Origin of the sequence: Roseovarius arcticus (assembly GCF_006125015.1) — a bacterium.
Classification (GTDB): Bacteria; Pseudomonadota; Alphaproteobacteria; order Rhodobacterales; family Rhodobacteraceae; genus Roseovarius; species Roseovarius arcticus.
In genome coordinates, this window is record NZ_SZZN01000001.1 from 849530 (window position 1) to 875382 (window position 25853).

Sequence of the window (25853 nt, forward strand, 5' to 3'; positions counted from 1 at the left end):
CCCTGTTTCGTGTCTGCTTACACCGCAGACATCTTGTTTTCATAAAGCCATTTGCGAAACGGCTCCCAATCTTCTCGGGCTTGCAAATCTGCGATCTTCGCGCGGTGCCACTCACAGGCGTCGCGGTGCAGTTTCTGCAATACCGGATCGTCCAGCAGTCGCCTTAAGTTTGGTTTTGCGCGGTCCGCCAACGGCAGAATGCTGTTGTCTTCGACCTTGTTAATATTCATGTCCCGCCAATAGGTTTCGGCCTGATCGACGTTGATGTGGTTTGTCCGGCCTCTGTCCCTTTTCGCCATGAAACTCTCAACCGACCGCACAGAATAGTGGTGGATACGCCCGAAGTCGTGCGTAAATCCGGGCCAGGCCCGCCAGCCGACATCCTTGGCCGGGTATAACTGCCCGCCGCCATCGCGCCACTTGATCCCTGCCAGCTTGTCATCTGGCGTATCCTTGGGGCGATGCGGTCCAAATCGGCCAAAGCTACCATTGTTACGAAACAGTGTTTTCAGCCCAAAGGCTCTGCCAGAGGCGTAGTCGACAGGGTGATCGGCCATCAGAAACTGCTCGGTGATCGGCGTGTCGCTATAGGCCTCCACGCCGCCACATCCAAACAGCCGCCACGCCATGGAGATCGCATCGGCGGGGCCGCTGTGCTCTATCAGGGACTGGATGGTGCGCGCCCCGGCGGTGATGTTGATAAACTCGTCCGCATCAAGGCACATCAGCCATTCCGCGTTCATCACCATGGGATGTTTGCGCGCGCGTCTCAGCGCTTGATGCTGTGGATTGCCGCCGGGTTTTACCGGGTTGTCGACGTGACTGGCAAGGCCCAGCTCTTCAAGCCTGCGCGCAATAAGGTCCGTGCCATCGGCACAGTCGTTTGTGTAGATAACGATGCCGTTAAAGCCTAGCGACATATTATGCGCGACCCATTCGAGCATGAAAGGGCCTTCGTTCTTCATTGTCGTGAAGATTACAAATTGCGATGGTGGCATGGCTGCTTTCATGTCCGTATCAATAGCAGATACCGGGCGTTTTGGCCTAGACCCCGGGCTCTTTTCTTACGAATAAATGTGCTGTGAGCGCCGGATTTACCTCATGTTTCTTGCACAGGTCATCGGCGTAGGAGCCATCCAGCGGCATCCCGTCACTAAGCGCGAAAATATTTCGAAACCGCCTGCCGTAGAAATGAACCGAGATTGTCTGATCGGTGATTGCGGCCAGAACCTCTTTCTTCAGATGTGGGCGATGAAAAGAACGGGTTGCCGAGAACGGCACCGGGTACAGCACCGGCCCCTCAAACGCATGCTTCACTTCGCCGGACTGGTGGGCGAAATAATGCAGCGCCTCGGGTCCGCAAACACCCCAAGGCATCAGGGACATGTGAAAGCCGTTTCCGGCCTCTTTCAGTTGGCGCAGTTCCTCCTGCCTTTTGGCAGGGGCCCATGGTGGAATGGGATATTCGTCTTGTGTCAGATCCAGCATGGATTTCAGGATTTCCGATGTCTTTGGAAGCCCTAGAACACCGGTGCAGATTATTCGCCTCTTGTCGGTGCCCCATCCGTAGAAAAATCCGTGATCCGGTATCTCAAACGGCTCTAGGCAATAGGCATCGGTGTCGATCCACAGATAGTCAGTCAGGTTTAACATTCGCAGGCGAAAGACGTCTGAATGAAACGCGGGGCTGCCTGTGTTGGCGTGATAAATGATCTCATCCGTCGGCATGATTTCACGCGCATCGCGAACCTCAACGCCATCTGGGACTGATTTGACCTCATCATAGACATACAGAATGGTGCGATGGCCGTTTTCAATAAAGGACATCAGGCAAATCTGCTCCATCCAGGTCAGTTCTGGGCCGATCCAAAGGCTGGCGACATCGTAGAGCTTCATCGGCGCATTCCCTTTGCGGCTGTCACGGGCATTCACAATTTTCGAAACAGCACCACGCCGCCATGTGACACGCGCTGATCATAGTAAAACCCTTGCGCCGATAGAGCGTCGAAACAGGCCTTGATACCTCTGGCCCGGATATAGCGGGTGTGCAGCTCGACATAAATTTTCCGGACGCTGCCCAGATCTGCGTCGCGAAAAATGTCCCGCTCGCCGCCCTCTATGTCGACAATCATGGCGGTGGCGCCTGCGTCCTTGATCAGGTCCGACAGGACTTCTTGCGATATCCGCTCGACCGAGACAGGATCGCGCCCCGGATCAAGCGAGGACGACCAAAACGGCTCTCTGATGTAGAAATTCATCTCTTTTTCGGGCGAGAGGTCTGCGTTTCCGGACACAGCGACACAGTTTTTGACGGTGGTATTGCTGAGGCCCTGCATGTCATGCGCCCGGCGAATGTATTCGGCCAACTTAGGGTTCGCCTCGACGCAAGTGACGTGGGCGACGCCGATAACCTTAGCAATATACGATGAGATATAGCCAATGCCTGCGCCCAACTCCAGCACCCGGTCCTCAGGATCCAGAAACATAGGCGTCGCCAGAACCTCGGGGCGCTCGTAATTGCCACGTGTCAATGCGGCGGCGACCTGAGGGGTTATGATTGCGTCATCATGCGGCAGGCGGACGCCGTTCAATTCATAGATGTGTCCATCTGGCACCGGCTCTACCTCGTCTTTACTGCCTCAGGTGCGTTGTCGCGGTTTTTGGCCTTTCGAAAGGCGGGGCCGACACGCAACGCAAGCTCTTTATGCCCCTTTTGCACAAGCGTCTCTTCGAGAGATCTTTTGTACCAAGGGAGTTTTCTTCGACCGCGATATAGCCGGTAAAAAACATCTTCCGTCAATGTTCCTTCGATCATTTTTGTCATGACTGGCTTGAGAAGGTCGGCGCGGTTGAGAAAAACCGGGGAGAAGTGGCCGGAGTACCACGCCTTGAGCTTTATCACGTTCGGAGTGGTCAGCCGGTCAACATGCCGCTGGTCCAGATCGAAATTTGGATCGGAAATCACGACAACCTGCTCTGCGGGCTCAATCTCAAACGCCGCATCGGAAAAGGGCAGCCGCCAATTTCTGAGCCGGCCCATGCTAAACCGCGTCTCCCATGGCACGATGTCTTCGTCCAACGTGGATTGCGGGCTAAAGGCCAGCACGCGCGCGCCGGGCGACAGTGATGAAAAAGCCAGCGCCGCGAAACCGCCCATGGAGGTGCCGGTGAAAATGACGTTTTTGTAGCCGCGGAACAGGCCCTGATCGCGCATGGCCTCCATCTCGGCTATCAGGTTCGGTTCCCGAAACCAGTCCTTGCGATGCGCCAGCACCCCCAGATGGGCGCATCCCTGCTGGCGCAAAACCTTGTACGCCCATGGCGCGCGCTGCGGCGAAAGATTGTTAACAGCAGAGAGGTTGTCGAATGTCACGACAAGCGTATCCGAGGGGCGCTGGATCAGGACCAGACTGCTGTGCTCAAGCCGCTTGAAAGAGCCGGGAATAGGGCCAGCGGGACGGATTTCGGTGTACCAGTCGGGGACGTCTTGCTGGCTGGCCTCGGTGTCTGCTCCGTCGGGATTTTCGGCGAGGTTAAGCGCAGTGGGATCAAGGCCGGCAGGGTCTTTCCTTGGATTCTCAGACAGCCCTAAGGTCTTAATTTGGTCCACTGACCACGGGCGCTGCGGCAATTGGTTATTAATATAGTCAGTGAGCCCTGAGACCCTCGACCCGCAACCAAGCATTGTAGGGTCAACCTCTGCCGAGAGCTTGATAACAGCACCCAGCGTATCGCGCGGCGACGGTTGTGCGGCCCCCCAAAGGACGGAATTCGGGTCAATCCTCAGGCCTGAGCCGCCGAGCCATATACAGTCGGTCTCGTCCGATGGGATAATCGGCCTTTGGCCGTTGTGGCTGTGAAATGCGCCCATGCGGAACAGGGTCCGGAAATCCGCATGTGCTTGGTTATCTGGGTTTTTTTGTTCAACAATCGGCATGGCCCATGCTGCAAAATCGGTATCAAGCGCTGACACTTCCTGCGCGATGGGTCCGAACCCAGGTCCGATGGTGAGGTATTCTCCGACGTTCAGCGCCATAGCCCGCGTGTTATCGGGCCATGCCTCCTCGCTCATTTCCGTGTGGGCTGCAGATTTAAGGGGGGTGCCGACATCAATGGTCAACGGCTTGATCTGGACGCGCCCCGCATTTTCGAAATCAGCGATTTCGGATGGCTGGTTGAATAGGCGCGGCGGCTGGTAAATTACGATTTGGTCAAAGCCCAGAGACAGGTGGTAAACCAACCATTTTTCAAGGTCTGGCGTCACTTCTGAAATATATGAAATTAAAACAAAAGTGTTCGTCGCCGACGGCATGAATGAAGTTCTTTCTTAACGGTTTGGGTTGAGTTATACAACGCGTACATGGAATGCTACAAGGCGCGTCTGTTTCAAGCATGAGCACTGTGGAAACCAAGAAACGCGGCCATTTCATTTGTCTGCGCAGGGATCAACTGGGCGCGCGTTTGCTGATGATCCTGAACTGTATCCGGCTTTCCGAAGATTTTGGTTTTGATTACCTAATCAACTGGTTTCCGCGAAACGCTGCCGCGCCCAAGCTGGCCAACCCAGACGAGCTTTTCTCGCAAGATTATATGGACCGTCATTTCATTTCGAATGACGAATATGAGGCAATGCGCGATGGCGCCCAGCCGTTGCATGCATTTTTTCAGGACAAGACACCGGATCGCCTGCTGAAACACCTGAATGGCGGGAACCATATTTTGCTGGAGGAAGGCTTTGAGGTTGCCGTGTTCCAATGGGAGAACGAGGAGCAGATCGCGGATCGGTATCGCGGATTCATCAAAAAAATCGAACTGAATTCGCTTGTCGCGAGCAAGATGGCCGAAATTGATCAGGCGGTTGGCCCAAGCTCGGCCGGGTCGGTCTCATACCACGTGCGGCGCGGAGATATCCTGAATGAGGACCCTTGGAAGCACGGCATGTGGCCTGCCAAGATTGAGCCGGATGAGCTATATCTGAAGCATTTGGAAATTGGCCAGCCTCAGATGGCACTGGTCTTTTCCGATCTGGATGAAAGTATCGAGCGGCTGCAAAAAGAGCATCCCAATGTCCGCGGGATCAAAGGGCTGATCACTGTATCTGACTGCACACCCTGCCAGCAGGATTTTCTTGAGCTCTATGCGATGTCGCGTACTGAGAAGATCGTGGCCCCAGTTATCAGCGCGTTCAGTAGCGCGGCCGCGCGGCTGAGTGGTCGCGACAGGCGCAGATTTGTCGATGTCTTGGAGCCCGCGCAGATTAATGACGCCTATGACCGGGTGGCTGACCGGTTTCGGGGGGGCTTGCACAATTTCGTAAACCTCAGCGAAGCCGCGCATGTTTTTTCTCGCCTTTCTCGCCATCTGGCGATGAATGACAGGGAGCAGGAAGGCTATGACATTGGCAAATCCTTGCTGGAGGCCGGCACCGACAACGCGTTTCTGCCGTTGCTGCATGCGGTAAACTGCATCTATCTGTCCCAGTGGCAGGAGGCTAAAATCAACCTCGACAAAGCCATGTCTGCGCCCGGCCTTTGGAAAGAGGATTATGCCTCAGCGATGGCTCTGCTGTCTCATGTGAATGCGGCGTTGGGCGATCCGATCGGCGCAAGGCGGCTTTGGCTGCGCGCGTTTTGGGCAAAGCCGCATCTGCCGGACGTTATTGTCGCCGGCTCAGCCTTGATGGAGAGGCACAGATTGAAATCTGGGCCCGATCTTACCTTTGATATCAAACTGCTGCGCTCTCAGCGTCTGCCCTACATCCAGAGGGATATCCTGACTGTTCAGCGCAAAATGATAAAACGAAAGCCGGTGGATTTCTCTCTTTTGACGATTGAATGGCGCAGCCTCGTTCTGGACCGAAAGGCAAAGCGCTTGTTGATGGATCAAAAGATTCTCAAGCGTATACGGACACTGGTTGCCCAAACCTCGCCCGATCCGGGCTTTGATAGCTTCCGCGGCCTTTTGCAACACTATGTCGGCAGGTCCAAAGCCGCCCGTGCCCTGACAGCCGAAGCGATCGAAGCCGCACCGGAGGATTTTCTGGTGAACAAGCGCCGCGCCGAGGTGCTGTGGGCCGCAAATCAGCCGGTCCGGGCGATCCGGCACATGCGAAAGCTGACAGAGCTGGAGCCGTCCAATCCCTTCGGTCATTTCATGCTCGCCAGATGCCTTGAGCAAAATGAGAAACCCGCTGAGGCATTGCACCATTACCGCGAGGCGGCGTCCTTAGATTGCTCCACCCCGGCGATTCACGCGGCCTTAGCCAATTGCCTTAGCGATCAGGGCCAGTTTGATCCCGCGATAGAGGCGTTCGCAACCGCCAGCGCGCTTGCACCCACTTTTCAAAAGTTCTCAAACCAAGGCGAGAGGCTGGCACGCAAGCTTGCAAATAGTGGCTAAAGGGCTGGCCCCGGCCTGCGATTTCAAAGTGGAAACAAGACCTCTCTCTATGCTAATCGCCGATAAGAGAAGTCTGGCCGCGGGCGGGAGAAGATACAGATGATCATTTCACACAGCCGCAAATTTGTGTTTGTGAAAACAAAGAAGACGGCGGGCACATCAATAGAATGTGCACTTGCCCCGCATCTTGAGCCCGGTGATCTGGCCTCCCCACTGGTCGAGCATGAGCCGCAGTACCGGCGGTTTTCCAAGGAATTTGTCCGTATCTTGCGTGAAAAGGACAGTGGCATCAGAGCACGCAATCCGCACCTTCCTGCCAGCGTGGTTTCGCGGCACTTCAGCAAAGAGACAGAAGGCTACTATTCGTTCTGCGTCGAGCGGAACCCATGGGACAAGGCAATTTCCGCGTTCTTTTTCTGGATCTCAAAACATCCGGTCGATCCGTCCCGGCCAGATGAGGAGAACTTTTTGGAGTTCGCACAAAGTGAGCGGCTCAGCTTTTTTTCGGATTTCGATGCCTACATGCTAAGCGGCAAGCCGCAGGTGGATCGTATACTGTCCTTTGAGAGCCTCGCAGAGGAATTCTCGGAGGTAGCGGCGTCGATTGGGCTGCCCGACATCACCATTGGCCGGATCAGAGCCAAGGGGGAAATTCGGCCAAAGAACGCGCACTCTCTTGAGCAGTTCTACGGCGCTGACCTCGACAATCTGGCGGCAAAGCGCGTCCGGTCGGTGTTTGCGCGCGAAATAGAGTATTTTGGCTACGCGCTGTAAGGCGTCCTGCGAAGTCTGAGCATCTAAACCCCGCCACCTAGATAACGTGCGTCTTCCTAGACGAGGCGAGACGTCTCCACGGCGGCCCGCACAAAGTCGCTAAAGAGGGGGTGGGGGGCAAAGGGTTTGGACTTCAATTCCGGATGAAATTGAACGCCGATGAACCACGGATGATCCGCCCACTCGACTATTTCTGGCAGGCGCCCATCGGGGGACATGCCTGAAAAGCGCAGGCCATGCTCCTCCAGCTTTTCGCGGTACTTGGTGTCCACCTCATAACGGTGGCGGTGACGCTCTTCGATGCTAGTGGTGCCATAAATCTCGGCGACGCGGCTGCCTTCTATGAGGGTCGCATCGTAGGCGCCGAGGCGCATGGTGCCGCCCTTGTCGTCGCTGACCTTGCGCTTGACCTTGGCGTTGCCCTGCACCCATTCCTTGAGGTGATAGACGACCGGCTCAAAGCGTTTTCCGCCGGCCTCATGGTCGAATTCCTCGGACCCAGCGGTGGCCATTCCGGCGACGTTGCGCGCGGCCTCAATCACTGCCAGCTGCATGCCCAAACAAATGCCCATATAGGGAATCTTGCGCTCGCGGGCGAATTGGGCCGCCTTGATCTTGCCCTCTGTGCCGCGCTCGCCAAAGCCGCCGGGCACGAGGATGGCGTGGAAGCCATCGAGGTGCTGCGCCGGTTCTTGGGTGTCGAATACTTCGGCGTCGACCCACTCGACGTTTACCTTGACCCGGTTGGCCATGCCGCCGTGCGTCAGCGCCTCTTTAATGGACTTGTAGGCGTCCTCCAGCTGGACGTATTTGCCGACGATGGCGATGTTGACCTCGCCATCGGTGTTATAGATGCGGTCGGCCACGTCCTGCCAGATAGTCAAATCGGGGCGGGGCGCGGGCGATATCTGGAACGCGTCCAGCACGGCCTGATCGAGGCCCTCGCGGTGGTAGGCCAGCGGCGCCTCGTAGATGGATTTCAGGTCATAGGCGGCGACGACGTCCTCTTTGCGGACGTTGCAAAAAAGGGCAATCTTCTCGCGCTCTTTTTCCGGGATTGGATGCTCGGACCGGCAAACAAGGATGTCTGGCGCGATGCCGATGGATTGCAATTCCTTGACGCTGTGCTGGGTCGGCTTGGTCTTTAGCTCGCCGCTGGCGGCCAGATAGGGCAGGAGGGTCAGGTGCATAAAGATGCACTGGCCGCGCGGCTGGTCATGGCTGAATTGGCGGATTGCCTCGAAAAAGGGCAGGCCCTCGATGTCGCCGACTGTGCCGCCGATCTCGCACAGCATGAAATCGACCTCATCCTCGCCAATATGCAGGAAATCCTTGATCTCGTTCGTGACGTGCGGAACGACCTGGATCGTCTTGCCAAGGTAATCGCCGCGGCGTTCTTTCTCCAGCACGTTGGAGTAGATACGGCCGGAGCTGACCGAGTCGGTCATGCGGGCTGGCACGCCAGTAAAACGCTCGTAATGGCCTAGATCAAGGTCCGTCTCGGCCCCGTCATCTGTGACGAATACCTCGCCATGCTCGAAGGGCGACATCGTGCCGGGATCAACGTTCAGGTAGGGGTCCAGCTTGCGCAGGCGCACCGAAAATCCGCGCGCTTGCAGCAGGGCACCCAGTGCGGCAGAGGCTAGGCCCTTGCCGAGGGAGGAGACGACACCGCCGGTGATGAAGATGTAACGTGCCATTGGCTGGCTGTCCCCCGTGATGATGGGCCTCAAATACGGGCCGAAAATTGTGCCGATCCGGTCTCACAAAACCGTAGCACCACGGGATTTGAGCCATAGAGGATTCGAGGCGTGCGCGCAACCGCGCCGCAAGATGATGTTTGGCCGCGGATGCGCGGCTCTAAATTTGCGATGTATCAGTCGGCAGTGGGCAGGACCGGCGCGTCGTCACCTGCCGCAGGCGGCAGCGTAGCGTCAATGCCACCATCATTTGTCTGCTCTTCGCGCACGGGCGCATCCGTCAAGCGGTCAAGGACTGAACTCCCTGCCGAGTTGCTGGCCGCGATCACCGTAAGCACCATCGAGGTGCAAATAAAGGCGCCGGCGAGAATCCACGTCAGCTTGCCCATCGCCGTCCCGGAAGAGCGGCCCGCGACACGCCCGCCGCCACCGCCGCCACCCATGCCAAGACCGCCCCCTTCGGAGCGTTGCAAAAGCACCGCGCCTATCAAGGATAGTGCCAGAAGCAGATGGACGATGAGAACGACGTTTTCCATGAAGCGGCCTGCCGGATAGGGAAATCTAAAAATCTGCTCTGGTATCTAGGGAATTTCCATCGCCCCCGCAACCCGGCATCGCGATGCCATGTGCGGCGGGACGGGTGGATGACTAGTCGCTCACGTCGTCCATGTCGGACTGGCCCGACAGGCGGCGGCGCACATGGCTCCAACTCAGGCCGATGCCAAGGACCAGCGACAGCGCGGCCAGCGCGAGCCACACCATTTGAGAGGTGTCCCGCAAGGTCAGCAATCCGTAGTCGTGCAGGACCCATAGCCCGGCAGCAGTGATCGCCAGCACCATCGTCATACCAAAACCGCCAATAGAGCGGAGCGTGGCGCGCAGATACACGACATAGAATACCAGCAAAATGAGGCCGGCCAGAACGACAAGTGGAAGTTGGTCGGTATATGTATCCCGCGCCCAATTGACGTAGTTCCACCGCGTCGGATTAAACGTGGCAGCCAGCAGGGCGAAGGCGATCAGCCAGCGCAGCGCGAATCCCATTTGCGTCTCCTCTTATATGGCGCGTGCTATACCTGCGGCATAGCTGCGGCCCCTGTCCAGTGCGCGCATCCCGATTTAGAGGTTTCGCCCCCGGGCGGGCGCCGCTATACCCGGCGCGGGTTTTACCAGATAGATATGAGGTCCGGCATGGCAAACGTGGTCGTTGTGGGCGCCCAGTGGGGCGACGAAGGCAAAGGCAAGATCGTCGATTGGCTGAGCGAGCGGGCCGACGTGATCGCCCGGTTTCAGGGCGGGCATAACGCTGGCCACACGCTGGTTGTCGATGGCAAGGTCTATAAGCTGAACGCGCTGCCGTCGGGCGTGGTGCGCGGTGGCAAGCTGAGCGTGATCGGCAATGGCGTGGTACTGGACCCGTGGCATCTGGTGCAGGAAATCGCCAAGATTCGCGAGCAGGGCGTCGAGATCACCCCCGAGACGCTGATGATTGCCGAGAATACGCCACTGATTCTGCCGATCCACGGTGAGTTGGACCGCGCCCGCGAAGAGGCCGCGTGTAAAGGCACCAAGATCGGTACCACCGGGCGCGGCATTGGCCCCGCCTACGAGGACAAGGTCGGGCGCCGGTCGGTCCGTGTGGCCGACCTGGGCGATCATGCCACGTTGGAGGCACGGGTGGACCGCGCGCTGCAGCACCACGATCCGCTGCGTAAGGGTCTGGGGATTGAAGCGGTCGACCGCGACGCGCTGATCCAGCAACTCAAAGACATCGCGCCGGAGATCCTTCAGTATGCTGCGCCTGTCTGGAAGGTGCTGAACGACAAGCGCAAAGCCGGCAAGCGTATCTTGTTCGAGGGTGCGCAAGGCGCGTTGCTTGATATAGACTTTGGCACATACCCGTTTGTGACATCCTCCAACGTGATTGCAGGGCAGGCGGCCACTGGTGTGGGCGTGGGACCGAACGCGATCAATTATGTGCTGGGAATTGTCAAAGCCTACACGACCCGCGTCGGCGAGGGCCCATTCCCGACCGAGCTGGACGATGCAGATGGCCAGCGACTGGGCGAGCGGGGCCGAGAATTTGGCACTGTGACAGGCCGCAAGCGGCGTTGCGGGTGGTTCGATGCTGCCCTCGTGCGCCAGACCTGCGCGACCTCTGGCGTCAAGGGAATCGCCCTAACCAAGCTGGACGTGCTGGACGGGTTTGAAACCCTGCGCATCTGCACCGGCTATGAGTTGGATGGCGAGGTGCTGGACTATCTGCCCACGGCCGCCGACAGGCAGGCGCGCTGCACGCCCATCTATGAGGAAATGCCCGGCTGGTCCGAGTCGACCGAGGGCGCGCGCAGTTGGGCCGAGCTGCCCGCCGGCGCGATCAAGTATGTGCGCCGCGTCGAGGAGTTGATCGAATGTCCGGTCGCACTACTCTCCACCTCGCCCGAGCGGGAAGATACGGTGCTGGTCACCGATCCCTTCGCGGACTGAGGCCGCGCAAGGAGGAGAACGGCATGGCACTAAATTATAAGGCGCGTCGGCGATGGTCGCTGGTCATCCTACTGATTGGACTGCCAGCCTACATCATAGCTGCGGTCAGCCTGATCGCATGGTTGCCCGATCTACCGAGATGGGTAACCTTAATCGTCTATGTGATTGTCGGGTTCGCGTGGATCGTGCCGTTAAAATTTATCTTTCTTGGGATTGGCCAGGCTGATCCCGATGCGCCCCATCCCGACGATCTCGCGCGCTGAGCCCGCTGGATTTGGATATTTATAGCAAGAAGAAGCACAAGTAGCGGAATTTTGCGGGCGGGCGCGCATTGCGCAGGCTGGATATAGCTATTCCGCCTGCGTTTTTTCTTGCCTTGTGAGATATCTCACCTCGAAACATCCCTCTTAATGAGTTCTGCGCGCCACCCTCGCGCCATGGGAAACCGTGGGACGGCTGGGCAAATGTAGCAGGATTTCTCGTCTCCCAGCGTACTGCGGCGTTCTAAATTGCCGAATCTTGCGGTCTTTTCCGGATGATTCCCCCAGATCGTAGTCCTTTGGTGGGTGAATTGGCGCACCAGTTTCCCTATCAAGGCTTGGGCCGACGCAAAAAATGGGAATATAGGGGAAAAAATTATGTCACTATTGCTGACGCTAAATGTGGTGCAATTCCAGAATTTAGCCGCTAGGTTATGCGTCCCTTCACATTTCCGTGTCACATGATCTTGTTTTGTTTCCCTGTGGATAACTATATCCAGTATGTGGGCTGTGCATTTTTTCGTTGCGTCCCATGATTTCCCATGGCATCCCTATAAGCGTGATGAGGACGGAACGAAGACAAGGGACGCTAAACGATCCCGCTTAATAATAACCAAAGTCAGGTTTCATACAGGCACCCGCCTTCATCCAACAAGAGAGATCCGGCGCGCAGCGAGCAGACATCCCCCCAGGTGGCGCGCGTAGCTGGACACCCCGCAAATGCGGGACGAGGGCGACGGATTGAGCAGTGGCAGCCGCTCAATCCGTCGTTTTCGTTTTAAGAGCGATTTTACGGGCGCGACGACGAAACAAGGCAGTTCGAGGGGCCGCAAACGTGGCACGCAGGTTCAGAGGCGAAAGCCATCACAAGGTGGATGCGAAGGGCAGGGTTTCGATCCCCGCCCTTTTTCGCCGTGTGATCGAGGCGTCTGACCCGAACTGGACAGAAGGCCTGCCGCCCGAGCTGGTTATCGTATATGGCGATCACCGCCGCAATTATCTGGAATGCTATACCGTCGAGGCGATAGACGAGGTCGATGCCAAGATTGACGCGCTGGGCCGCGGCTCAATGGAGCGCAAGATGCTTCAGCGTCTGTTCCATGGCCAATCCTTTCCGACCACCGTGGATGAGACCGGGCGCCTTGTGCTGCCTGCGAAGCTGCGCGCCAAGATCGGGCTGGAGGGCGAGGCGTTCTTTATTGCCGCCGGCGACACGTTCCAGATCTGGAAGCCCGAGACATATGAGGCCGAAGAGGCCGCCAAGACCGAAGAATGGCTAGATGAGTTGCCCAAGGATTTCGATCCGCTCGTCTTCCTGGATGGCGCAAAGGGGGAATAGGCGATGCCTGAGACCTCCCCTCAAACCGCCGCCCCACATATCCCTGTATTGATAGCGCCGTTGATCGCCGCCGCTGCACCCATATCCGGCACATGGCTGGATGGTACGCTAGGTGCTGGCGGTTATGCACGAGCGCTGCTAGAGGCGGGCGCTGACAAGGTGATCGGTGTCGACCGCGATCCTGCCGCGCTGGCGATGGCGGCGCAGTGGGCCGCGCCTTATGGCGACCGTGTAGAGCTGGTAGAAGGCGTGTTCTCAAAACTGGACGAGTATGCGAGCGATCTGGACGGTATCGTACTGGATCTCGGTGTTAGCTCGATGCAACTGGATCAGGCGCAACGTGGCTTTTCATTTATGCGTGACGGCCCGCTGGACATGCGGATGAGCCAGGAGGGGCCGTCAGCGGCCGATCTGGTCAACAACGCCGAAGAGGGCGAGCTCGCCGATATCTTGTACCTCTATGGTGAGGAGCGGGCGAGCCGCCGGATTGCGAAGTCTATCGTTCGCAGGCGCGGCGAGGCCCCCATCACATCGACATTGCAACTGGCCGAGATTGTCGAGAAATGCCTGCCAAGGTCCAAGCCGGGGCAGGCGCATCCTGCCACCCGCAGCTTTCAGGCGATCCGGATTGCAGTGAATGACGAATACGGCGAGCTGATCGGCGGGCTTGAGGCGGCCGAGCGCGCGCTGCGCCCCGGCGGCGCGCTGGCTGTCGTGACGTTTCATTCAATCGAGGACCGCATGGTCAAACGATTCTTGCAAGATCGCAGCGACGGCGGCGGCGGCGGCAGTCGCCACGCGCCCGAGCAGGCGACGCAAGCGCGCCAGTTTACGCAAATCAGCCGCAAGGCGATCACGGCTGATGACGCTGAGTTGGCGGCCAACCCGCGGTCCCGCAGCGCGAAATTGCGCGTGGCAATCCGGACGGACGCCGCGCCGGGCATAACGGACCGCAAATCGATGGGTATGCCGATGCTAAAAGGAGGCAAATAATGCGCAGTTTATTTTACGTTCTCAGTGCATTGGCAGTGATCGGACTGGCCTATTGGGCCTATCACGAGAATTACCGCACACAGGCCGCCATTAGCCACGCCGAGCGTCTTGAGGGGCAAATCGCGACATCGCGCCAGCGGCTGCGCGTGCTAAACGCCGAATGGGCCTATCTGAACCGCCCGTCGCGCCTGCGCGAGTTGGCGGACATCAATTTTGAGCGGCTTCAATTGATGCCACTGGAGGCGCAGCAGTTTGGCCGCGTCGATCAGGTGGATTATCCGCCCGAAGTAGACTTGCGCCTCGATTTTACGGGCTCTGTCTCGGTTTCGAACCAGCCTGAGTTGGAGGCAAACGAATGATCCGCACACCACTGCGCCCGCTGGCGCGCATCCTGCCTGCCCGCGACAAGGGCGAGAATCCCGACGCGATCGAGCGCGAGAATATCCGCCTGCGCCACGAGGCGATGCGCGACAAGGCCCGCCGCCGCGCCGAGGGGCGACTGTTGGTACTGGGCGCGACTTTCTTCTGCGCATTTAGCGTAATCGGCCTGCGCATGGGCGTGCTGGCCCAGACCGAGCCGTCAGAGCCACGTACAAGTGCGGCGGGCGCTGATATCCTCGCGCAGCGCGCTGATATTGTGGACCGCTCTGGCCGGATACTGGCAACGAATTTTGACACGCACAGCCTTTATGCGCAGCCTCAGCAGATGATCGAGCCGGAAAAGACCGCCAAGGAGTTGGTCAGGATTTTTCCCGAGTTGAAAGAAGAACGCCTGCTGCGCGATTTTACCGGCAAGCGTAAGTTTCTGTGGATAAAGAAGAAAATTAGCCCTGAGCAAATGCAGGCCGTGCATGAAATTGGCGAGCCGGGCCTTCTGTTTGGCCCGCGCGAGATGCGGCTATACCCCAACGGCACGCTGGCCGCGCATGTCTTGGGCGGTGCAGGGTTTGGCCGCGAGGGGGTGCATGCCGCCGAGGTCATAGGCGTTGCGGGCATCGAGAAATACCTTGACGAACGACTGCGCGATCCGGCGCAAAACAGCAAGCCGCTGACCCTGTCGCTGGACCTGCCTGTGCAGGCGGCGGTAGAGCGTGTGCTGCGCGGCGGCATGAGCATCATGAACGCCAAAGGCGCCGCTGCTGTCTTAATGGACGTCCATACCGGCGAAGTGATTTCTATCGCATCGCTGCCAGATTTCGACCCCAATGATCGCCCCCGCCCGCTGGTGCAGGGCAACGCCGCCGACAGCCCGCTGTTTAACCGCGCGGTTCAAGGCGTCTACGAGCTTGGCTCAACCTTCAAGATTTTTGCAGCGGCCCAAAGCATGGAGCTGGGGCTGGTAAGCCCGAACACCATCATAGATACGTCCGGCCCTATGCGCGTCAGCGGCTTTTCCATAGGCGAATTTAATCGCAAGAATTACGGCAAGATCAGCGTATCGGACGTGATCGTCCACAGCTCGAACAGGGGCACGGGACGCCTTGCGCTCGAGATTGGCGCGGAGCGGCAACAGGAGTTTCTCAAAACGCTCGGTTTTTTCAAGCCTGTCGATTTTGAGATGATCGAGGCATCGGGCGGCCAGCCGTTACTTCCCAAGCGGTGGACAGAGCTGTCGACTGTCACCATTTCCTACGGGCATGGCCTGTCATCGACGCCGCTCCATCTAGCTGCTGGCTATGCGGCAATCGCTAATGGCGGGCGCTACGTTCGCCCCACACTGCTAAAGCAGGACGTCCCGCAAGAGGGCGCTCGCGTCATGTCCGCTGCCGTGGCCCGCGAGGCGCGCCTGATGCTGCGCAAGGTTGTGACCGACGGCACCGCTAGCATGGGCGAGGTGCCGGGTTATGCCGTGGGCGGCAAGACGGGGACAGCCGACAAGCCGAAGGAGAACGGCGGCGGCTACTACGAAGACAAAGTGATCGCCACCTTTGCGTCGATGTTTCCGGCGGATGATCCAAAATACGTGCTGATCGTCACGTTGGATGAGCCGGTCGAGACGTCTGGCGAGAAGCCGCGCCGCACGGCCGGTTGGACAGCCGTGCCCATCGCATCCGAGATCGTCGCGCGGGTCGCGCCACTTTTGGGTCTGCGGCCGGCGATTGAACACGCGCCGTTGGCTGGTATAACGCAGGTATCGATGCAAGACGGCGACTAAGGCGGTGCGATCATGACAGCAGGGCAGGCAAGGACGTTAGCGGAGTTGGGCCTTGCGGCCAAGGGCGGTGCACAGGCGCGCATTACCGGGCTGGCGATTGACAGCAGGCAGGTGCGCGATGGCACGCTATTTGCGGCCCTTCCAGGCAGCCGCGTGCATGGCGGCGAATTCATACAATACGCGCTGCGCATGGGCGCATCTGCGATCCTGACGGACGCGGAGGGCGCGCGTATCGCAGCCGACGTGCTGGCCGCCTCCAGTGCTGCTCTGGTCGTGACCGAGGACGTGCGCGCTGCTCTGGCCTGCTCCGCCGCCCTGTGGTTCGGCGCGCAGCCCGAAGTGATGGTGGCCGTGACTGGCACCAACGGCAAAACGTCCGTTGCCAGCTTTGCGCGCCAGATTTGGGAGTCGCTGGGGCTGGAGGCGATCAACGTCGGCACCACTGGCGTCGAGGGCAGCTATACCGCGCCGCTGGCACACACCACGCCTGATGCCATCACGCTGCACCGCGTTCTGGCCGAGGCGGCGCGCGCAGGCGTGACCCATGCCGCGATGGAGGCGTCCAGCCACGGGCTGGAGCAACGCCGCCTTGACGGAGTGCAACTGGTCGCGGCGGCGTTTACCAACTTTACGCAGGACCATCTGGATTATCACCAGACGTTCGAGGCGTATTTCGCTGCCAAAGCAGGCCTTTTCGGCCGCGTATTGCCAGAGGGCGGCGTGGCTGTGATCAACATGGACGACCCGCGCGGCGCCGAGGTGGCGGATCTGGCCGAGGCGCGCGGACAGGACGTGCTGCGCGTGGGCCGCCACGCGGATGCACACCTTTGCCTGCTGAACCAGCGGTTCAATCCCACAGGCCAAAGCGTGCGGTTTTCGTGGTTAGACGAGGTCCATCAGGTCGATCTGCCGCTGATCGGGGGCTTTCAGGGTGAAAATCTACTGCTGGCTGCCGGGCTGGTGATTGGCGCGGGCGCCGACGCGAGCCGCGTGTTTCAGGTACTGCCCGAAATGCGCACCGTCCGGGGCCGTATGCAGCTGGCCGCAACCCGCCAGAGCGGTGCGGCCGTGTTCGTTGATTTCGCCCACACACCCGATGCGGTCGGCGTGGCGATTGAGGCACTGCGCCCGCACGTTATGGGCCGGCTCATCGCCGTCATCGGCGCGGGCGGCGACCGCGATCCGGGCAAACGGCCCCTTATGGGGCAGGCTGCGGCCAAGCACGCAGACCTGGTCATCGTCACCGACGACAATCCGCGCAGCGAGGACCCAGGCACCATCCGCGACGCCGTGATGGCAGGCTGCCCTGACGCATCAAACGTGGGCGACCGCGCCGAGGCTATCCTGCGCGGCGTCGATGCACTGGGGCCGGGTGATGCGCTGCTCATTTTGGGCAAGGGACATGAAACCGGCCAGACGGTGGGCAGCGACGTGCTGCCCTTTGACGACGCCGAACAGGCCAGCGTGGCCGTAATGGCGCTGGACGCCGCGCAGGCGGGGGAGGGCGCGTGAGCCTCTGGACTGCCGCGGATGCTGCTGCCGCCACTGGGGGGCGCATGCAGGGCGATTGGCAGGCGAACGGTGTCTCGATAGATACGCGGAATTTGCAACCGGGCGATCTGTTTGTCGCGCTGAAGGCCGAGCGGGACGGGCATGATTTTGTTGCGCAGGCGCTAGAGGCGGGGGCCGCTGCAGCGCTCGTTGACCATATCCCCGGCGGCATTGCGCCGGATGCTCCGCTGCTGATCGTGCCGGATGTTTTGCAGGCGCTAGAGGCGCTGGGCCGCGCAGGACGTGCACGCACCGTCGCGCGCGTGATCGCCGTCACCGGATCGGTCGGCAAAACCTCGACCAAGGAAATGCTGAAGGGTGTGCTGTCGGGTCAGGGCCGCACCCATGCCGCTGAGGCGAGTTATAACAACCATTGGGGCGTTCCGCTGACGCTTGCCAGAATGCCCGTCGATACCGAATTTGCCGTGATAGAGATCGGCATGAACCACCCCGGCGAGATCGCGCCACTGGCCCGCATGGCGCGTCCGCATGTGGCGATGATCACCACCATCGCGGCGGCGCATCTGGAGGCGTTCGAGGATCTAGACGGCATCGCGCGCGAAAAGGCCGCCATCTTTCTGGGGCTAGAGCCCGGCGGCATGGCGATCATCAACGCCGACCTGCCTACGACACCGATCCTGATCGCAGCCGCGAAGACCGCGAGCGCCGAAATCCTCACCTTCGGCGAGGCCAGCGATGCCTATCGCCTCACTGGCGCCACCCTTAGCGACGACCGCACCATCGTCAGTGCAGATTTGCCCGAGGGACCGGTTATTTTCAAGATCAACTCGGCAGGCCGCCATTTTGCGATGAATGGCCTTGGGGTTTTGGCTGCGGTCCATGCGCTGGGCGGCGATACCGGCCTTGCTGCGCCCGATTTGGCGCGCTGGCAGCCGCCCGCCGGGCGGGGCACCCGCGAAGTGCTGGAGCTGGATAGCGGCGACGCCGAATGGACGCTGGACCTGATCGACGATGCGTTCAATGCCAATCCCGCATCAATGGCCGCCGCGCTCGAAGTACTGGCCGCCGCCACTCCGCGCGACAATATCGGGCGCATCACCAAGGGGCGGCGCATCGCTATCTTGGGCGACATGCTGGAGCTGGGCGCTGGCGAGACGGACATGCACCGCGCGCTGGCAGACCTGCCGCATATGAGCGCGCTGACCACCGTCCACTGCGTCGGCCCCCGGATGCGCGCCCTTTGGGATGTGCTGCCACGCGCGCAGCGCGGTCTCTGGTGCGAGGATGCAGGGGAACTGGCGCTCAAGGTTCATAGCGTGATAGATGCCGGCGACGTGCTGCTGATCAAGGGATCAAAGGGCAGCAAAGTGAGCGTGATTGCGAACGCTCTGCGAAAATCGGGGCGCGGTGGCCGCCCCAGCACAAGGGATGATTGAATGTTATATTGGCTCACCGCTTTGTCTGATGGCGGCGATTTTTTCAATCTATTCCGATACATAACATTTCGCACCGGCGGCTCGTTTATGACGGCGCTCATCTTTGGCTTCATCTTTGGACGCCCGCTGATCAACGTGCTGCGCAAGCGGCAGGGCAAGGGCCAGCCGATCCGCACGGACGGCCCCGAAGGACATTTTATCAAGGCGGGTACGCCTACGATGGGCGGACTGCTGATCGTCGGCGCGCTGCTGACCTCCACCCTGCTTTGGGCGCGGCTGGACAATGCGTTTATCTGGATCGTGCTGTTTGTTACGATGGGGTTCGGCATCATCGGATTTGCTGATGATTATGCCAAGGTGTCCAAGCAAAACCATAAGGGCGTGCCGGGCCGGGTGCGCCTTGGCCTCGGATTTTTGATAGCGGCCATCGCAGCTTATTGGGCGGCGCAGTATCATCCCGATGCACTGCAATATCAGCTGGCGCTGCCGGTGTTCAAGAACACGTTGATAAACCTAGGCTTTTTCTTCGTCCCATTCGCCATGATCGTGATCGTCGGCGCGGCCAATGCCGTGAACCTGACCGATGGCCTCGATGGCCTTGCGATCATGCCGGTGATGATCGCGTCCAGCGCGCTGGGCATCATCGCCTATGTCGTCGGGCGCACCGACTTTACCGAATATCTGGACGTGCATTACGTCGAAGGCACCGGTGAGATACTGGTGTTCGTCGCGGGCCTCGTTGGCGGTGGCCTTGGGTTTTTGTGGTACAATGCGCCGCCCGCCGCCGTGTTTATGGGCGACACAGGCTCGCTTGCCCTTGGCGGTGCGCTGGGCGCGATTGCGGTGGCGACCAAGCACGAGATCGTGCTGGCCATCGTCGGCGGCCTGTTTGTGGTCGAGGCGCTGAGTGTTATCATCCAGGTGCTTTATTTCAAACGCACGGGCAAGCGGGTGTTCCTTATGGCCCCGATCCACCACCACTATGAGAAAAAGGGTTGGTCCGAGCCGCAGATCGTCATCCGCTTTTGGATTGTCGCACTTATTCTGGCGATGATCGGGCTGGCGACGCTTAAGGTGCGATGATGGGCAGAAAAGAGCACTTTGAAAAAGCTACTTCTGGAATTTTGAGCTCAATAGCGCTCTTCGTAATTGCATTTACCAGTTCTAGTTACCTCTTCAACACAAGCATTCTTCAGACTGAGTTTTTGAAAGTAATCGGTGCAATCGGCTGCGTAGGTCTGGCGGTGATCGCATTTATTAACCTACTACTTGCGGACCTGCATTTGGCTAAAGCCGTAAGGATTTCTAGCCTGCCAAGATCTGCGAACTTACTCGCGCAACTCGTGATCCTTACAGTTTTGCCGTGTATTGTGATTACCGTTGTCCTTGCTGTCATCGTTGCGGTAGCGAGTAGCGCTGGGCATATTTTTTCATGATCCCGGTGCGCGGATACGACGGCGCGCGCGTCGCGGTCCTTGGCCTTGGCCGTTCGGGCCTGTCGGCAGCGCGCAGCCTTGAGGCGGGCGGCGCGATTCCGATATGCTGGGACGATAATGAGGCCGCGCGCGCCAAGGCTGAGGAATATGGCTTTGAGGTGCTGGACCTGTCCAAGGACGGCGCATTTCACGGCATCGCCACCCTCATCGTCAGCCCTGGCATCCCGCACCTCTATCCCGCGCCGAACCGCATCGTCGCGGCGGCGCAGGCGGCGGGCGTGCCGGTAGATAACGATATCGGCCTCTTCTTTCGCTCGTTCGCGTCCGGCGACTGGAACGATTTTGAACAGCCACCACGCGTAATTTGCGTCACCGGATCGAATGGCAAATCGACGACCTGCGCGCTGATCCATCACATCCTGACCGAGGCCGGGCGCGCTTCGCAATTAGCAGGCAACATCGGGCGCGGCGTGCTGGATATCGACCCGCCCGAGGATGGCGGCGCCGTTGTGCTGGAGCTGAGCAGCTATCAGACCGAGCTGGCCCGCGCCCTGACGCCCGATGTCGCGGTTTTCACCAACCTCAGCCCCGACCACCTAGACCGTCACGCGGGCCTCGGCGGCTATTTCGCGGCCAAGCGGCGCCTCTTTGCAGAAGGCGGCCCCGACCGGGCCATTATCGGCGTGGACGAAGCCGAGGGCCGATTTTTGGCCGGCCAACTCAGTGAGGGCGCGGCGGACGACCGCGTTATCCGTATCTCGGTCGAAAGCAAGCTGACCGGCCCCGGCTGGCAGGTGTTCGCGCGCAAGGGGTACTTGTCCGAATACCGCAAAGGAAGGCAAACCGGCAGCATAGATCTGCGCCCGATCAAGGGGTTGCCCGGCGCGCATAACCATCAAAATGCCTGCGCCGCATACGCCGTCTGCCGCACCATGGGCCTGGCCCCGCGTGTGATCGAGGACGCGATGCGCAGCTATCCGGGTCTGCCACATCGCAGCCAACTGATCGCCGAGGCGAGCGGCGTCACTTATGTCAACGACAGCAAGGCCACGAACGTCGATAGCGCGCTCAAGGCATTGCAGGCGTTTCAGAATATCCGCTGGATCTGCGGTGGCCTGGAAAAGGAAGGCGGGCTATCCGCACTGGCCCCGGCGCTGAAAAACGTGGCGCGCGCCTATGTAATTGGCCGCGAGGCGGCGCAGTTCGCGATGCAGCTTGAGGGGTGCGAGACCGAGGTTTGCACGACCATGGAGGCCGCCGTGCGCCGCGCCCACGCTGATGCGCTGCCGGGCGATACAGTGCTGCTGGCGCCGGGCGCTGCCAGTTTCGACCAGTATGACAGCTTCGAGCAGCGCGGCGACGACTTTGCTGCCTGCGTGGAGCGCGCACTCGGGTCTGGTCAATAGCGCCACTGCGCGTTATCTGAGGCCGCAAATGACGCCGCTTAAACCGCGAGGGACTTCTATGCCCGAAAGCAAAGCCTACAGCACGCCCGGCCCAGTCGAATCCGGTCTGGGCGCTGCTATGTCGCCCACGAGCGAAATCATCGCTGAGGCGCGTGCTGGCCGGATGTTCATCCTCGTTGATCATGAGGATCGCGAGAATGAGGGCGATCTGGTAATCGCCGCCGAATTTGCCACACCAGAGGCGATCAATTTCATGGCGACCCATGGCCGCGGTCTGATCTGCCTGCCAATGACCAGCGAGCGGATCGACCGGCTGGGATTGCCGATGATGGCGGTTAACAATTCGTCGCGGCACGAGACGCCATTTACTGTGTCTATCGAGGCGCGCGAGGGCGTCAGCACTGGCATTTCGGCGCCCGACCGGGCACATACAGTCGCCACCGCGATCAATGAGCAAAACACGATGGCCGCATTGGCGACGCCGGGTCACATTTTCCCCCTGCGCGCCCGCGCTGGCGGCGTTTTGGTCCGCGCAGGCCACACAGAGGCGGCAGTCGATATTGCACGCCTCGCCGGGCTGAACCCCTCGGGCGTAATCTGCGAGATTATGAAGGCCGATGGCACCATGGCGCGCCTGCCTGATTTGATCGAATTCGCGCAGGAATACGGGCTGAAAATCGGCACTATCAGCGATCTGATCGCCTACCGTCACAAGCACGATAACCTCGTGCGCGAAGTGCGGCGCGAGACTGTCGAGGCGCATATCGGCGGCACGTGGGAGATGCGCATTTTCGCCGACGAGATATCAGGGACTGAACATATTGTACTGATCAAGGGTGATCTGGACGACGGCGCGCCCGTACTGGCCCGCACGCACGCGCTGAATGCGCTGGAGGATGTGCTTGGCATCGGCGGTGCGCCCGCAGGCAAGCTGCGCAGCGCGATGCAGATCATCGCCGATGAGGGGCGCGGCGCGATATTTCTGTTTCGCCAGCCCCGCCCCGAACTGGCCGAGGAGCTGGACGAGGACGGACCGCGCACTGTCAAACACACCGGTCTCGGCTCGCAGATCATGTCGACGATGGGGATACACGAGCTAATCCTCGTGACCGATAATCCCGAGACGCGGTATCTGGGCCTTGACGCCTATGGCATAAGCATCACGGGCACGCGCCCGCTAAGCAAAGGATAAATCCATGGCTGGCAGCGAATACACCATGCCCCGCGCAGAGCTGGAAAAACCCGCAAAGCTGCTGATCGTGGTCGCGCCGTTCTACCGCGATATCGCCGATAATCTGATCGCCGGCGCCACCGCAGAAATCGAGGCAACCGGCGCCACCTATGATCTGGTTGAGGTGCCTGGCGCGCTGGAATTGCCCACTGCCATCGGTATCGCCGAGCGGCTGAGCAATTTCGATGGCTACGTCGCATTGGGCTGCGTCATTCGCGGTGAGACAACGCATTACGAGACGGTTTGCAACGATTCCAGCCGGGGCCTCACGCTGCTGGGGTTGCAGGGCCTTTGCGTGGGCAATGGCATCCTGACAGTGGAAAACCGCGATCAGGCAGAGGTGCGTGCCGATCCCGCCCGGATGAACAAAGGGGCAGGGGCCGCCGCCGCCGCCTTGCATCTGATCGCGCTGACCCGTAAATGGGGCGCTCCGCGTAAGGGCGTAGGATTCATTCCCGGCGCCGACGAGATGCGGATCGCAGGTCACTCCAAGGATAAATCGACAGCATGACGACTGAGGCCGCACCCATATCCGGCAACCAAAAGCGCAAGATGCGCTCGGCCGCGCGGCTATACGCCGTGCAGGCGCTGTTCCAGATGGAGCATTCGGATCAGAACGTGAATTCTGTCTATCTGGAGTTCCTCGATCATCGCTTTGGTGCGGAGGTCGACGATGAGACGGACATGATCGAGGGCGACGAGGATCTGTTTAGGATGGTGCTGGACCGCGCCGTAGATGACCAGCGCCGGATCGACCAGATGACTGACCGCGCCTTGGTGGCCAAGTGGCCTATCTCACGGATCGATCCGACTTTGCGCGCGCTTTTCCGTGCAGCTGGGGCCGAACTAACCGGGGACGAGACGCCGCCGCGCGTTATCATCACGGAATACGTCGATGTCGCCACCAGTTTTTTCCCCGAAGGGAAAGAGCCGAAATTCGTCAACGCCGTGCTGGACCACATGGCGCGCGAAGCGCGACCTGAGGCGTTTTAGGCAGCAAATTTTTTCACTGATCCGAATGTTTTGCGCGCGGGGCCCCCGCGTCTCGTGCTTGGCTGCATTCCGCCCCAACCGCGCGCTGCCCGCCAGCGCCAAAACGGCGCGCCGCAGCGCCCCACCTGCGTTCTTTTACAGATCTGTCACCTGGCCCATGGCGAGTACAGCGCCCGTAGGCCCGCCGGTGGTGGATCCGCCCAATGGCTCGTCCGAAATGGCAAGCGTCAGGCCCGCGATCTGCGCATGCAAGGCGGCGGGGATCGCGATGCCTGTCTTTGTCCTGTCCGGCAAGACGCCCAGACTGACGGGCGCGCTGCCCTCCGCGATGGCCCACAGCTCCAGCGCGCGGCCCTCGGCTGCGGCGCCGGCGGTGCGCGTGATCATTAGCTGCCGCGCGTCCGCGTCATAGACCGCCAGAATGCGCAGCGACTGATCGGTGGCCGCAACCTCCGAGACGTAGAGCGGCCCGCGCTGGATGCTGGGCAGGCTTGGCTGGGGTGTTTGGATCACTTGGAACGCCAACAGGCCCACCATAGCGATCGACGCGGCGCTGAGGCCTTTCCATAGCCAGATACGGCTGGCCAGTGACGTACTTTTCTCAGCGCCAAAGAGGCGCGCTTGGAGCGCAGCCTTGACCCGGCGGCGGGGCGCGGCGTCGGCAACTTCGGCGTCCATGCCCGAAAACCGTGTGGTCCATTCGGCAACCTCGGCCAGTAAGGGGCGCTCGGTCAGCAGGCGCCGCTCGAATGCGCGCTCCTCACTCGGAAGCAATAGACGCAGGACATATTCGGCGGCCAGCAGGCTGCGGTCATCGGGGTGATCGGCTGTCTTGGTGCTCATGTTGTCATGCACTCCTTTAGGCTGATGAGGCTGCGGCGCAACCATGTGCGCACCGTATTCAGTGGCACATCCAGTGTTTCGGCCAGTTCTGCATAACTGCGCCCTTCCAGGTAGGCGCCGCGCACGGCCTTGTCCCGCGGATCGTCCAGCTGGCCGAGGCAGACAGCGATGCGCTTGGCCTCGCCGCCCGCGATAACTGCTTGATCCGGCGTGAGACCGGGCCCAGCCAGCGTGCCTTCCATATCGGCAATATCATCGGTGTCGCGGGTCGCGCGCAGCTTGTCTATCGACGTATTGCGCGCGATCGTGATTAGCCATGTCATCGGGCTGATCCCGCCGCTTTGATAGTTTCCCGCATAACGCCATACCTTCATGTAGGTCTCCTGCAGGGCGTCCTCAGCAGTGGCCCTGTTCTTAAGGACACGAAGGCAAACACCAAATAGTTTCGATGAGGTGCAATCATATAGCCGCTAGAACGCTTGGCGGTCGGCCAGGGAGATACGCGCAATCATCTCGTCGACGTCATCTGCCGTAACAGGCTCGGCGCTCACCTTCGGTTTTGCCTTACGCGGGAACCTGCGGGTTGCGGCGCCCCAGCTTTCGCTGACATCAAATTTAGAAGTTGCACTCATCTCAGCATCTCCACGCTAGCTTTTTGCGTAAATCACAATTTGAAAATCATCAAATATTATGGATTTAGACACATTGTGAGCAAAAAGGTTCTTTTTTGTGAAACTTCGCCGTCAATCGGCTCGTCTGTCCTAATAGGGGCTAGAAAAGATGAGGATAGACGATGCTAAAACTGTTCAGGGCTACAATGTGTGTGAATTCTGTAACTTGCGCCGATCCGGCACCGCAGCCGGGCCGCCGCGCCAATCCCAATTTGACA

The 25853-nt window shown here is 59.8% G+C and carries 25 protein-coding genes and 1 pseudogene; 16 read left to right on the forward strand and 10 right to left on the reverse strand.

All coding sequences use genetic code 11. The features are described 5' to 3' along the window. Positions 1 to 17 precede the first annotated feature (17 nt). The 4 genes from MK6180000_RS04025 to MK6180000_RS04040 are packed head-to-tail and all read right to left on the reverse strand — an operon-like array spanning position 18 to position 4312. On the reverse strand, positions 18 to 1010 hold the full coding sequence (locus tag MK6180000_RS04025) for a glycosyltransferase family 2 protein (protein ID WP_342777699.1): 993 nt from the start codon (positions 1008 to 1010) through the stop codon (positions 18 to 20). A 34-nt stretch (positions 1011 to 1044) separates the two neighbouring features. Beyond that, the gene (locus MK6180000_RS04030) at positions 1045 to 1896 is read right to left on the reverse strand and encodes a hypothetical protein (protein WP_138933566.1); all 852 of its coding nucleotides are present in this window, start codon (positions 1894 to 1896) and stop codon (positions 1045 to 1047) included. Between the two features lie 32 nt (positions 1897 to 1928). After that, positions 1929 to 2615, reverse strand: coding sequence for an FkbM family methyltransferase (locus tag MK6180000_RS04035; protein WP_138933567.1), 687 nt, complete (start codon positions 2613 to 2615; stop codon positions 1929 to 1931). Positions 2616 to 2620: 5 nt separating this feature from the next. Further along, the gene (locus MK6180000_RS04040) at positions 2621 to 4312 is read right to left on the reverse strand and encodes a hypothetical protein (RefSeq protein ID WP_138933568.1); all 1692 of its coding nucleotides are present in this window, start codon (positions 4310 to 4312) and stop codon (positions 2621 to 2623) included. A gap of 80 nt (positions 4313 to 4392) precedes the next feature. Between MK6180000_RS04040 and MK6180000_RS04045 the strand changes: the two genes are divergently transcribed. Continuing rightward, a complete protein-coding gene (locus tag MK6180000_RS04045) occupies positions 4393 to 6399 on the forward strand; it encodes a tetratricopeptide repeat protein (protein WP_171054539.1) in 2007 nt (668 codons plus the stop codon). A 99-nt stretch (positions 6400 to 6498) separates the two neighbouring features. After that, positions 6499 to 7173, forward strand: a complete 675-nt coding sequence (locus MK6180000_RS04050) for a sulfotransferase family 2 domain-containing protein (RefSeq protein WP_138933570.1) — start codon at positions 6499 to 6501, stop codon at positions 7171 to 7173. A 56-nt stretch (positions 7174 to 7229) separates the two neighbouring features. Here MK6180000_RS04050 and MK6180000_RS04055 read toward each other — a convergent pair whose 3' ends face one another. From MK6180000_RS04055 to MK6180000_RS04065, 3 genes are all read right to left on the reverse strand, one after another. Next, entirely contained in the window at positions 7230 to 8873 is a 1644-nt protein-coding gene (locus MK6180000_RS04055) for a CTP synthase (RefSeq protein WP_138933571.1), read from the reverse strand. A gap of 176 nt (positions 8874 to 9049) precedes the next feature. Next, a complete protein-coding gene (secG, locus tag MK6180000_RS04060) occupies positions 9050 to 9409 on the reverse strand; it encodes a preprotein translocase subunit SecG (RefSeq protein ID WP_138933572.1) in 360 nt (119 codons plus the stop codon). A 112-nt stretch (positions 9410 to 9521) separates the two neighbouring features. Beyond that, positions 9522 to 9917 carry a DUF6524 family protein gene (locus MK6180000_RS04065; RefSeq protein WP_138933573.1) on the reverse strand — a complete coding sequence of 132 codons (396 nt, stop codon included), beginning with the start codon at positions 9915 to 9917 and terminating at the stop codon, positions 9522 to 9524. 147 nt (positions 9918 to 10064) lie between these two features. On the opposite strand from MK6180000_RS04065, the gene MK6180000_RS04070 reads away from it, so the two are divergent. The 14 genes from MK6180000_RS04070 (at position 10065) to nusB (ending at position 24121) form a co-directional block, all read left to right on the forward strand. Further along, positions 10065 to 11360 (forward strand): adenylosuccinate synthase, encoded by a 1296-nt coding sequence (locus MK6180000_RS04070; RefSeq protein WP_138933574.1) that lies wholly within the window; start codon positions 10065 to 10067, stop codon positions 11358 to 11360. A 23-nt stretch (positions 11361 to 11383) separates the two neighbouring features. Continuing rightward, on the forward strand, positions 11384 to 11623 hold the full coding sequence (locus tag MK6180000_RS04075; RefSeq protein WP_138933575.1) for a DUF2842 domain-containing protein: 240 nt from the start codon (positions 11384 to 11386) through the stop codon (positions 11621 to 11623). A gap of 832 nt (positions 11624 to 12455) precedes the next feature. Further along, on the forward strand, positions 12456 to 12959 hold the full coding sequence (gene mraZ, locus MK6180000_RS04080) for a division/cell wall cluster transcriptional repressor MraZ (RefSeq protein ID WP_138933576.1): 504 nt from the start codon (positions 12456 to 12458) through the stop codon (positions 12957 to 12959). A gap of 3 nt (positions 12960 to 12962) precedes the next feature. Then, positions 12963 to 13952 (forward strand): 16S rRNA (cytosine(1402)-N(4))-methyltransferase RsmH, encoded by a 990-nt coding sequence (rsmH, locus tag MK6180000_RS04085; protein ID WP_138933577.1) that lies wholly within the window; start codon positions 12963 to 12965, stop codon positions 13950 to 13952. Continuing rightward, positions 13952 to 14311: a cell division protein FtsL gene (gene ftsL / locus MK6180000_RS04090; RefSeq protein WP_138933578.1), complete on the forward strand. Its 360-nt coding sequence runs from the start codon at positions 13952 to 13954 to the stop codon at positions 14309 to 14311. The genes rsmH and ftsL overlap by 1 nt, the downstream gene beginning before the upstream one ends. Beyond that, positions 14308 to 16107: a peptidoglycan D,D-transpeptidase FtsI family protein gene (locus tag MK6180000_RS04095; RefSeq protein ID WP_138933579.1), complete on the forward strand. Its 1800-nt coding sequence runs from the start codon at positions 14308 to 14310 to the stop codon at positions 16105 to 16107. The genes ftsL and MK6180000_RS04095 overlap by 4 nt, the downstream gene beginning before the upstream one ends. A 12-nt stretch (positions 16108 to 16119) precedes the next feature. Further along, a complete protein-coding gene (locus MK6180000_RS04100; protein ID WP_138933580.1) occupies positions 16120 to 17619 on the forward strand; it encodes a UDP-N-acetylmuramoyl-L-alanyl-D-glutamate--2,6-diaminopimelate ligase in 1500 nt (499 codons plus the stop codon). Next, entirely contained in the window at positions 17616 to 19055 is a 1440-nt protein-coding gene (locus tag MK6180000_RS04105; protein WP_138933581.1) for a UDP-N-acetylmuramoyl-tripeptide--D-alanyl-D-alanine ligase, read from the forward strand. Before MK6180000_RS04100 ends, MK6180000_RS04105 begins: the two co-directional genes overlap by 4 nt. Then, entirely contained in the window at positions 19056 to 20138 is a 1083-nt protein-coding gene (gene mraY / locus MK6180000_RS04110; protein WP_138933582.1) for a phospho-N-acetylmuramoyl-pentapeptide-transferase, read from the forward strand. Then, positions 20138 to 20491 (forward strand): hypothetical protein, encoded by a 354-nt coding sequence (locus MK6180000_RS04115; RefSeq protein ID WP_138933583.1) that lies wholly within the window; start codon positions 20138 to 20140, stop codon positions 20489 to 20491. Before mraY ends, MK6180000_RS04115 begins: the two co-directional genes overlap by 1 nt. Continuing rightward, on the forward strand, positions 20488 to 21897 hold the full coding sequence (gene murD / locus MK6180000_RS04120) for a UDP-N-acetylmuramoyl-L-alanine--D-glutamate ligase (RefSeq protein ID WP_138933584.1): 1410 nt from the start codon (positions 20488 to 20490) through the stop codon (positions 21895 to 21897). Before MK6180000_RS04115 ends, murD begins: the two co-directional genes overlap by 4 nt. 58 nt (positions 21898 to 21955) lie before the next feature. Beyond that, a complete protein-coding gene (gene ribB, locus MK6180000_RS04125) occupies positions 21956 to 23089 on the forward strand; it encodes a 3,4-dihydroxy-2-butanone-4-phosphate synthase (protein WP_138933585.1) in 1134 nt (377 codons plus the stop codon). A gap of 4 nt (positions 23090 to 23093) precedes the next feature. Further along, a complete protein-coding gene (locus tag MK6180000_RS04130) occupies positions 23094 to 23639 on the forward strand; it encodes a 6,7-dimethyl-8-ribityllumazine synthase (protein WP_138933586.1) in 546 nt (181 codons plus the stop codon). Continuing rightward, positions 23636 to 24121, forward strand: a complete 486-nt coding sequence (nusB, locus tag MK6180000_RS04135) for a transcription antitermination factor NusB (RefSeq protein ID WP_138933587.1) — start codon at positions 23636 to 23638, stop codon at positions 24119 to 24121. Before MK6180000_RS04130 ends, nusB begins: the two co-directional genes overlap by 4 nt. A gap of 135 nt (positions 24122 to 24256) precedes the next feature. Here the strand turns inward: nusB and MK6180000_RS04140 are convergent, their stop codons facing one another. The 3 genes and pseudogenes from MK6180000_RS04140 to MK6180000_RS20950 form a co-directional block, all read right to left on the reverse strand. Beyond that, positions 24257 to 24964 (reverse strand): anti-sigma factor, encoded by a 708-nt coding sequence (locus MK6180000_RS04140; protein ID WP_171054542.1) that lies wholly within the window; start codon positions 24962 to 24964, stop codon positions 24257 to 24259. Beyond that, positions 24961 to 25371: pseudogene (locus MK6180000_RS04145) on the reverse strand (sigma-70 family RNA polymerase sigma factor); the annotation flags it as partial. The pseudogene MK6180000_RS04145 and the gene MK6180000_RS04140, both read right to left, overlap by 4 nt. Positions 25372 to 25434: 63 nt before the next feature. Further along, positions 25435 to 25596: a hypothetical protein gene (locus tag MK6180000_RS20950; protein ID WP_342777700.1), complete on the reverse strand. Its 162-nt coding sequence runs from the start codon at positions 25594 to 25596 to the stop codon at positions 25435 to 25437. Positions 25597 to 25853: the final 257 nt, after the last annotated feature.

What these genes read in the sequence shown, in the direction of transcription:
- MK6180000_RS04025 (WP_342777699.1), bottom strand. Translation starts at nt 1,010, where the DNA reads ATGAAAGCAGCCATGCCACCATCGCAATTTGTAATCTTCACGACAATG.
- MK6180000_RS04030 (WP_138933566.1), bottom strand. Translation starts at nt 1,896, where the DNA reads ATGAAGCTCTACGATGTCGCCAGCCTTTGGATCGGCCCAGAACTGACC.
- MK6180000_RS04040 (WP_138933568.1), bottom strand. Translation starts at nt 4,312, where the DNA reads ATGCCGTCGGCGACGAACACTTTTGTTTTAATTTCATATATTTCAGAA.
- MK6180000_RS04045 (WP_171054539.1), top strand. Translation starts at nt 4,393, where the DNA reads ATGAGCACTGTGGAAACCAAGAAACGCGGCCATTTCATTTGTCTGCGC.
- MK6180000_RS04050 (WP_138933570.1), top strand. Translation starts at nt 6,499, where the DNA reads ATGATCATTTCACACAGCCGCAAATTTGTGTTTGTGAAAACAAAGAAG.
- MK6180000_RS04055 (WP_138933571.1), bottom strand. Translation starts at nt 8,873, where the DNA reads ATGGCACGTTACATCTTCATCACCGGCGGTGTCGTCTCCTCCCTCGGC.
- secG (WP_138933572.1), bottom strand. Translation starts at nt 9,409, where the DNA reads ATGGAAAACGTCGTTCTCATCGTCCATCTGCTTCTGGCACTATCCTTG.
- MK6180000_RS04065 (WP_138933573.1), bottom strand. Translation starts at nt 9,917, where the DNA reads ATGGGATTCGCGCTGCGCTGGCTGATCGCCTTCGCCCTGCTGGCTGCC.
- MK6180000_RS04070 (WP_138933574.1), top strand. Translation starts at nt 10,065, where the DNA reads ATGGCAAACGTGGTCGTTGTGGGCGCCCAGTGGGGCGACGAAGGCAAA.
- MK6180000_RS04075 (WP_138933575.1), top strand. Translation starts at nt 11,384, where the DNA reads ATGGCACTAAATTATAAGGCGCGTCGGCGATGGTCGCTGGTCATCCTA.
- rsmH (WP_138933577.1), top strand. Translation starts at nt 12,963, where the DNA reads ATGCCTGAGACCTCCCCTCAAACCGCCGCCCCACATATCCCTGTATTG.
- ftsL (WP_138933578.1), top strand. Translation starts at nt 13,952, where the DNA reads ATGCGCAGTTTATTTTACGTTCTCAGTGCATTGGCAGTGATCGGACTG.
- MK6180000_RS04095 (WP_138933579.1), top strand. Translation starts at nt 14,308, where the DNA reads ATGATCCGCACACCACTGCGCCCGCTGGCGCGCATCCTGCCTGCCCGC.
- MK6180000_RS04100 (WP_138933580.1), top strand. Translation starts at nt 16,120, where the DNA reads ATGACAGCAGGGCAGGCAAGGACGTTAGCGGAGTTGGGCCTTGCGGCC.
- mraY (WP_138933582.1), top strand. Translation starts at nt 19,056, where the DNA reads ATGTTATATTGGCTCACCGCTTTGTCTGATGGCGGCGATTTTTTCAAT.
- MK6180000_RS04115 (WP_138933583.1), top strand. Translation starts at nt 20,138, where the DNA reads ATGGGCAGAAAAGAGCACTTTGAAAAAGCTACTTCTGGAATTTTGAGC.
- murD (WP_138933584.1), top strand. Translation starts at nt 20,488, where the DNA reads ATGATCCCGGTGCGCGGATACGACGGCGCGCGCGTCGCGGTCCTTGGC.
- ribB (WP_138933585.1), top strand. Translation starts at nt 21,956, where the DNA reads ATGCCCGAAAGCAAAGCCTACAGCACGCCCGGCCCAGTCGAATCCGGT.
- MK6180000_RS04130 (WP_138933586.1), top strand. Translation starts at nt 23,094, where the DNA reads ATGGCTGGCAGCGAATACACCATGCCCCGCGCAGAGCTGGAAAAACCC.
- nusB (WP_138933587.1), top strand. Translation starts at nt 23,636, where the DNA reads ATGACGACTGAGGCCGCACCCATATCCGGCAACCAAAAGCGCAAGATG.
- MK6180000_RS04140 (WP_171054542.1), bottom strand. Translation starts at nt 24,964, where the DNA reads ATGAGCACCAAGACAGCCGATCACCCCGATGACCGCAGCCTGCTGGCC.
- MK6180000_RS20950 (WP_342777700.1), bottom strand. Translation starts at nt 25,596, where the DNA reads ATGAGTGCAACTTCTAAATTTGATGTCAGCGAAAGCTGGGGCGCCGCA.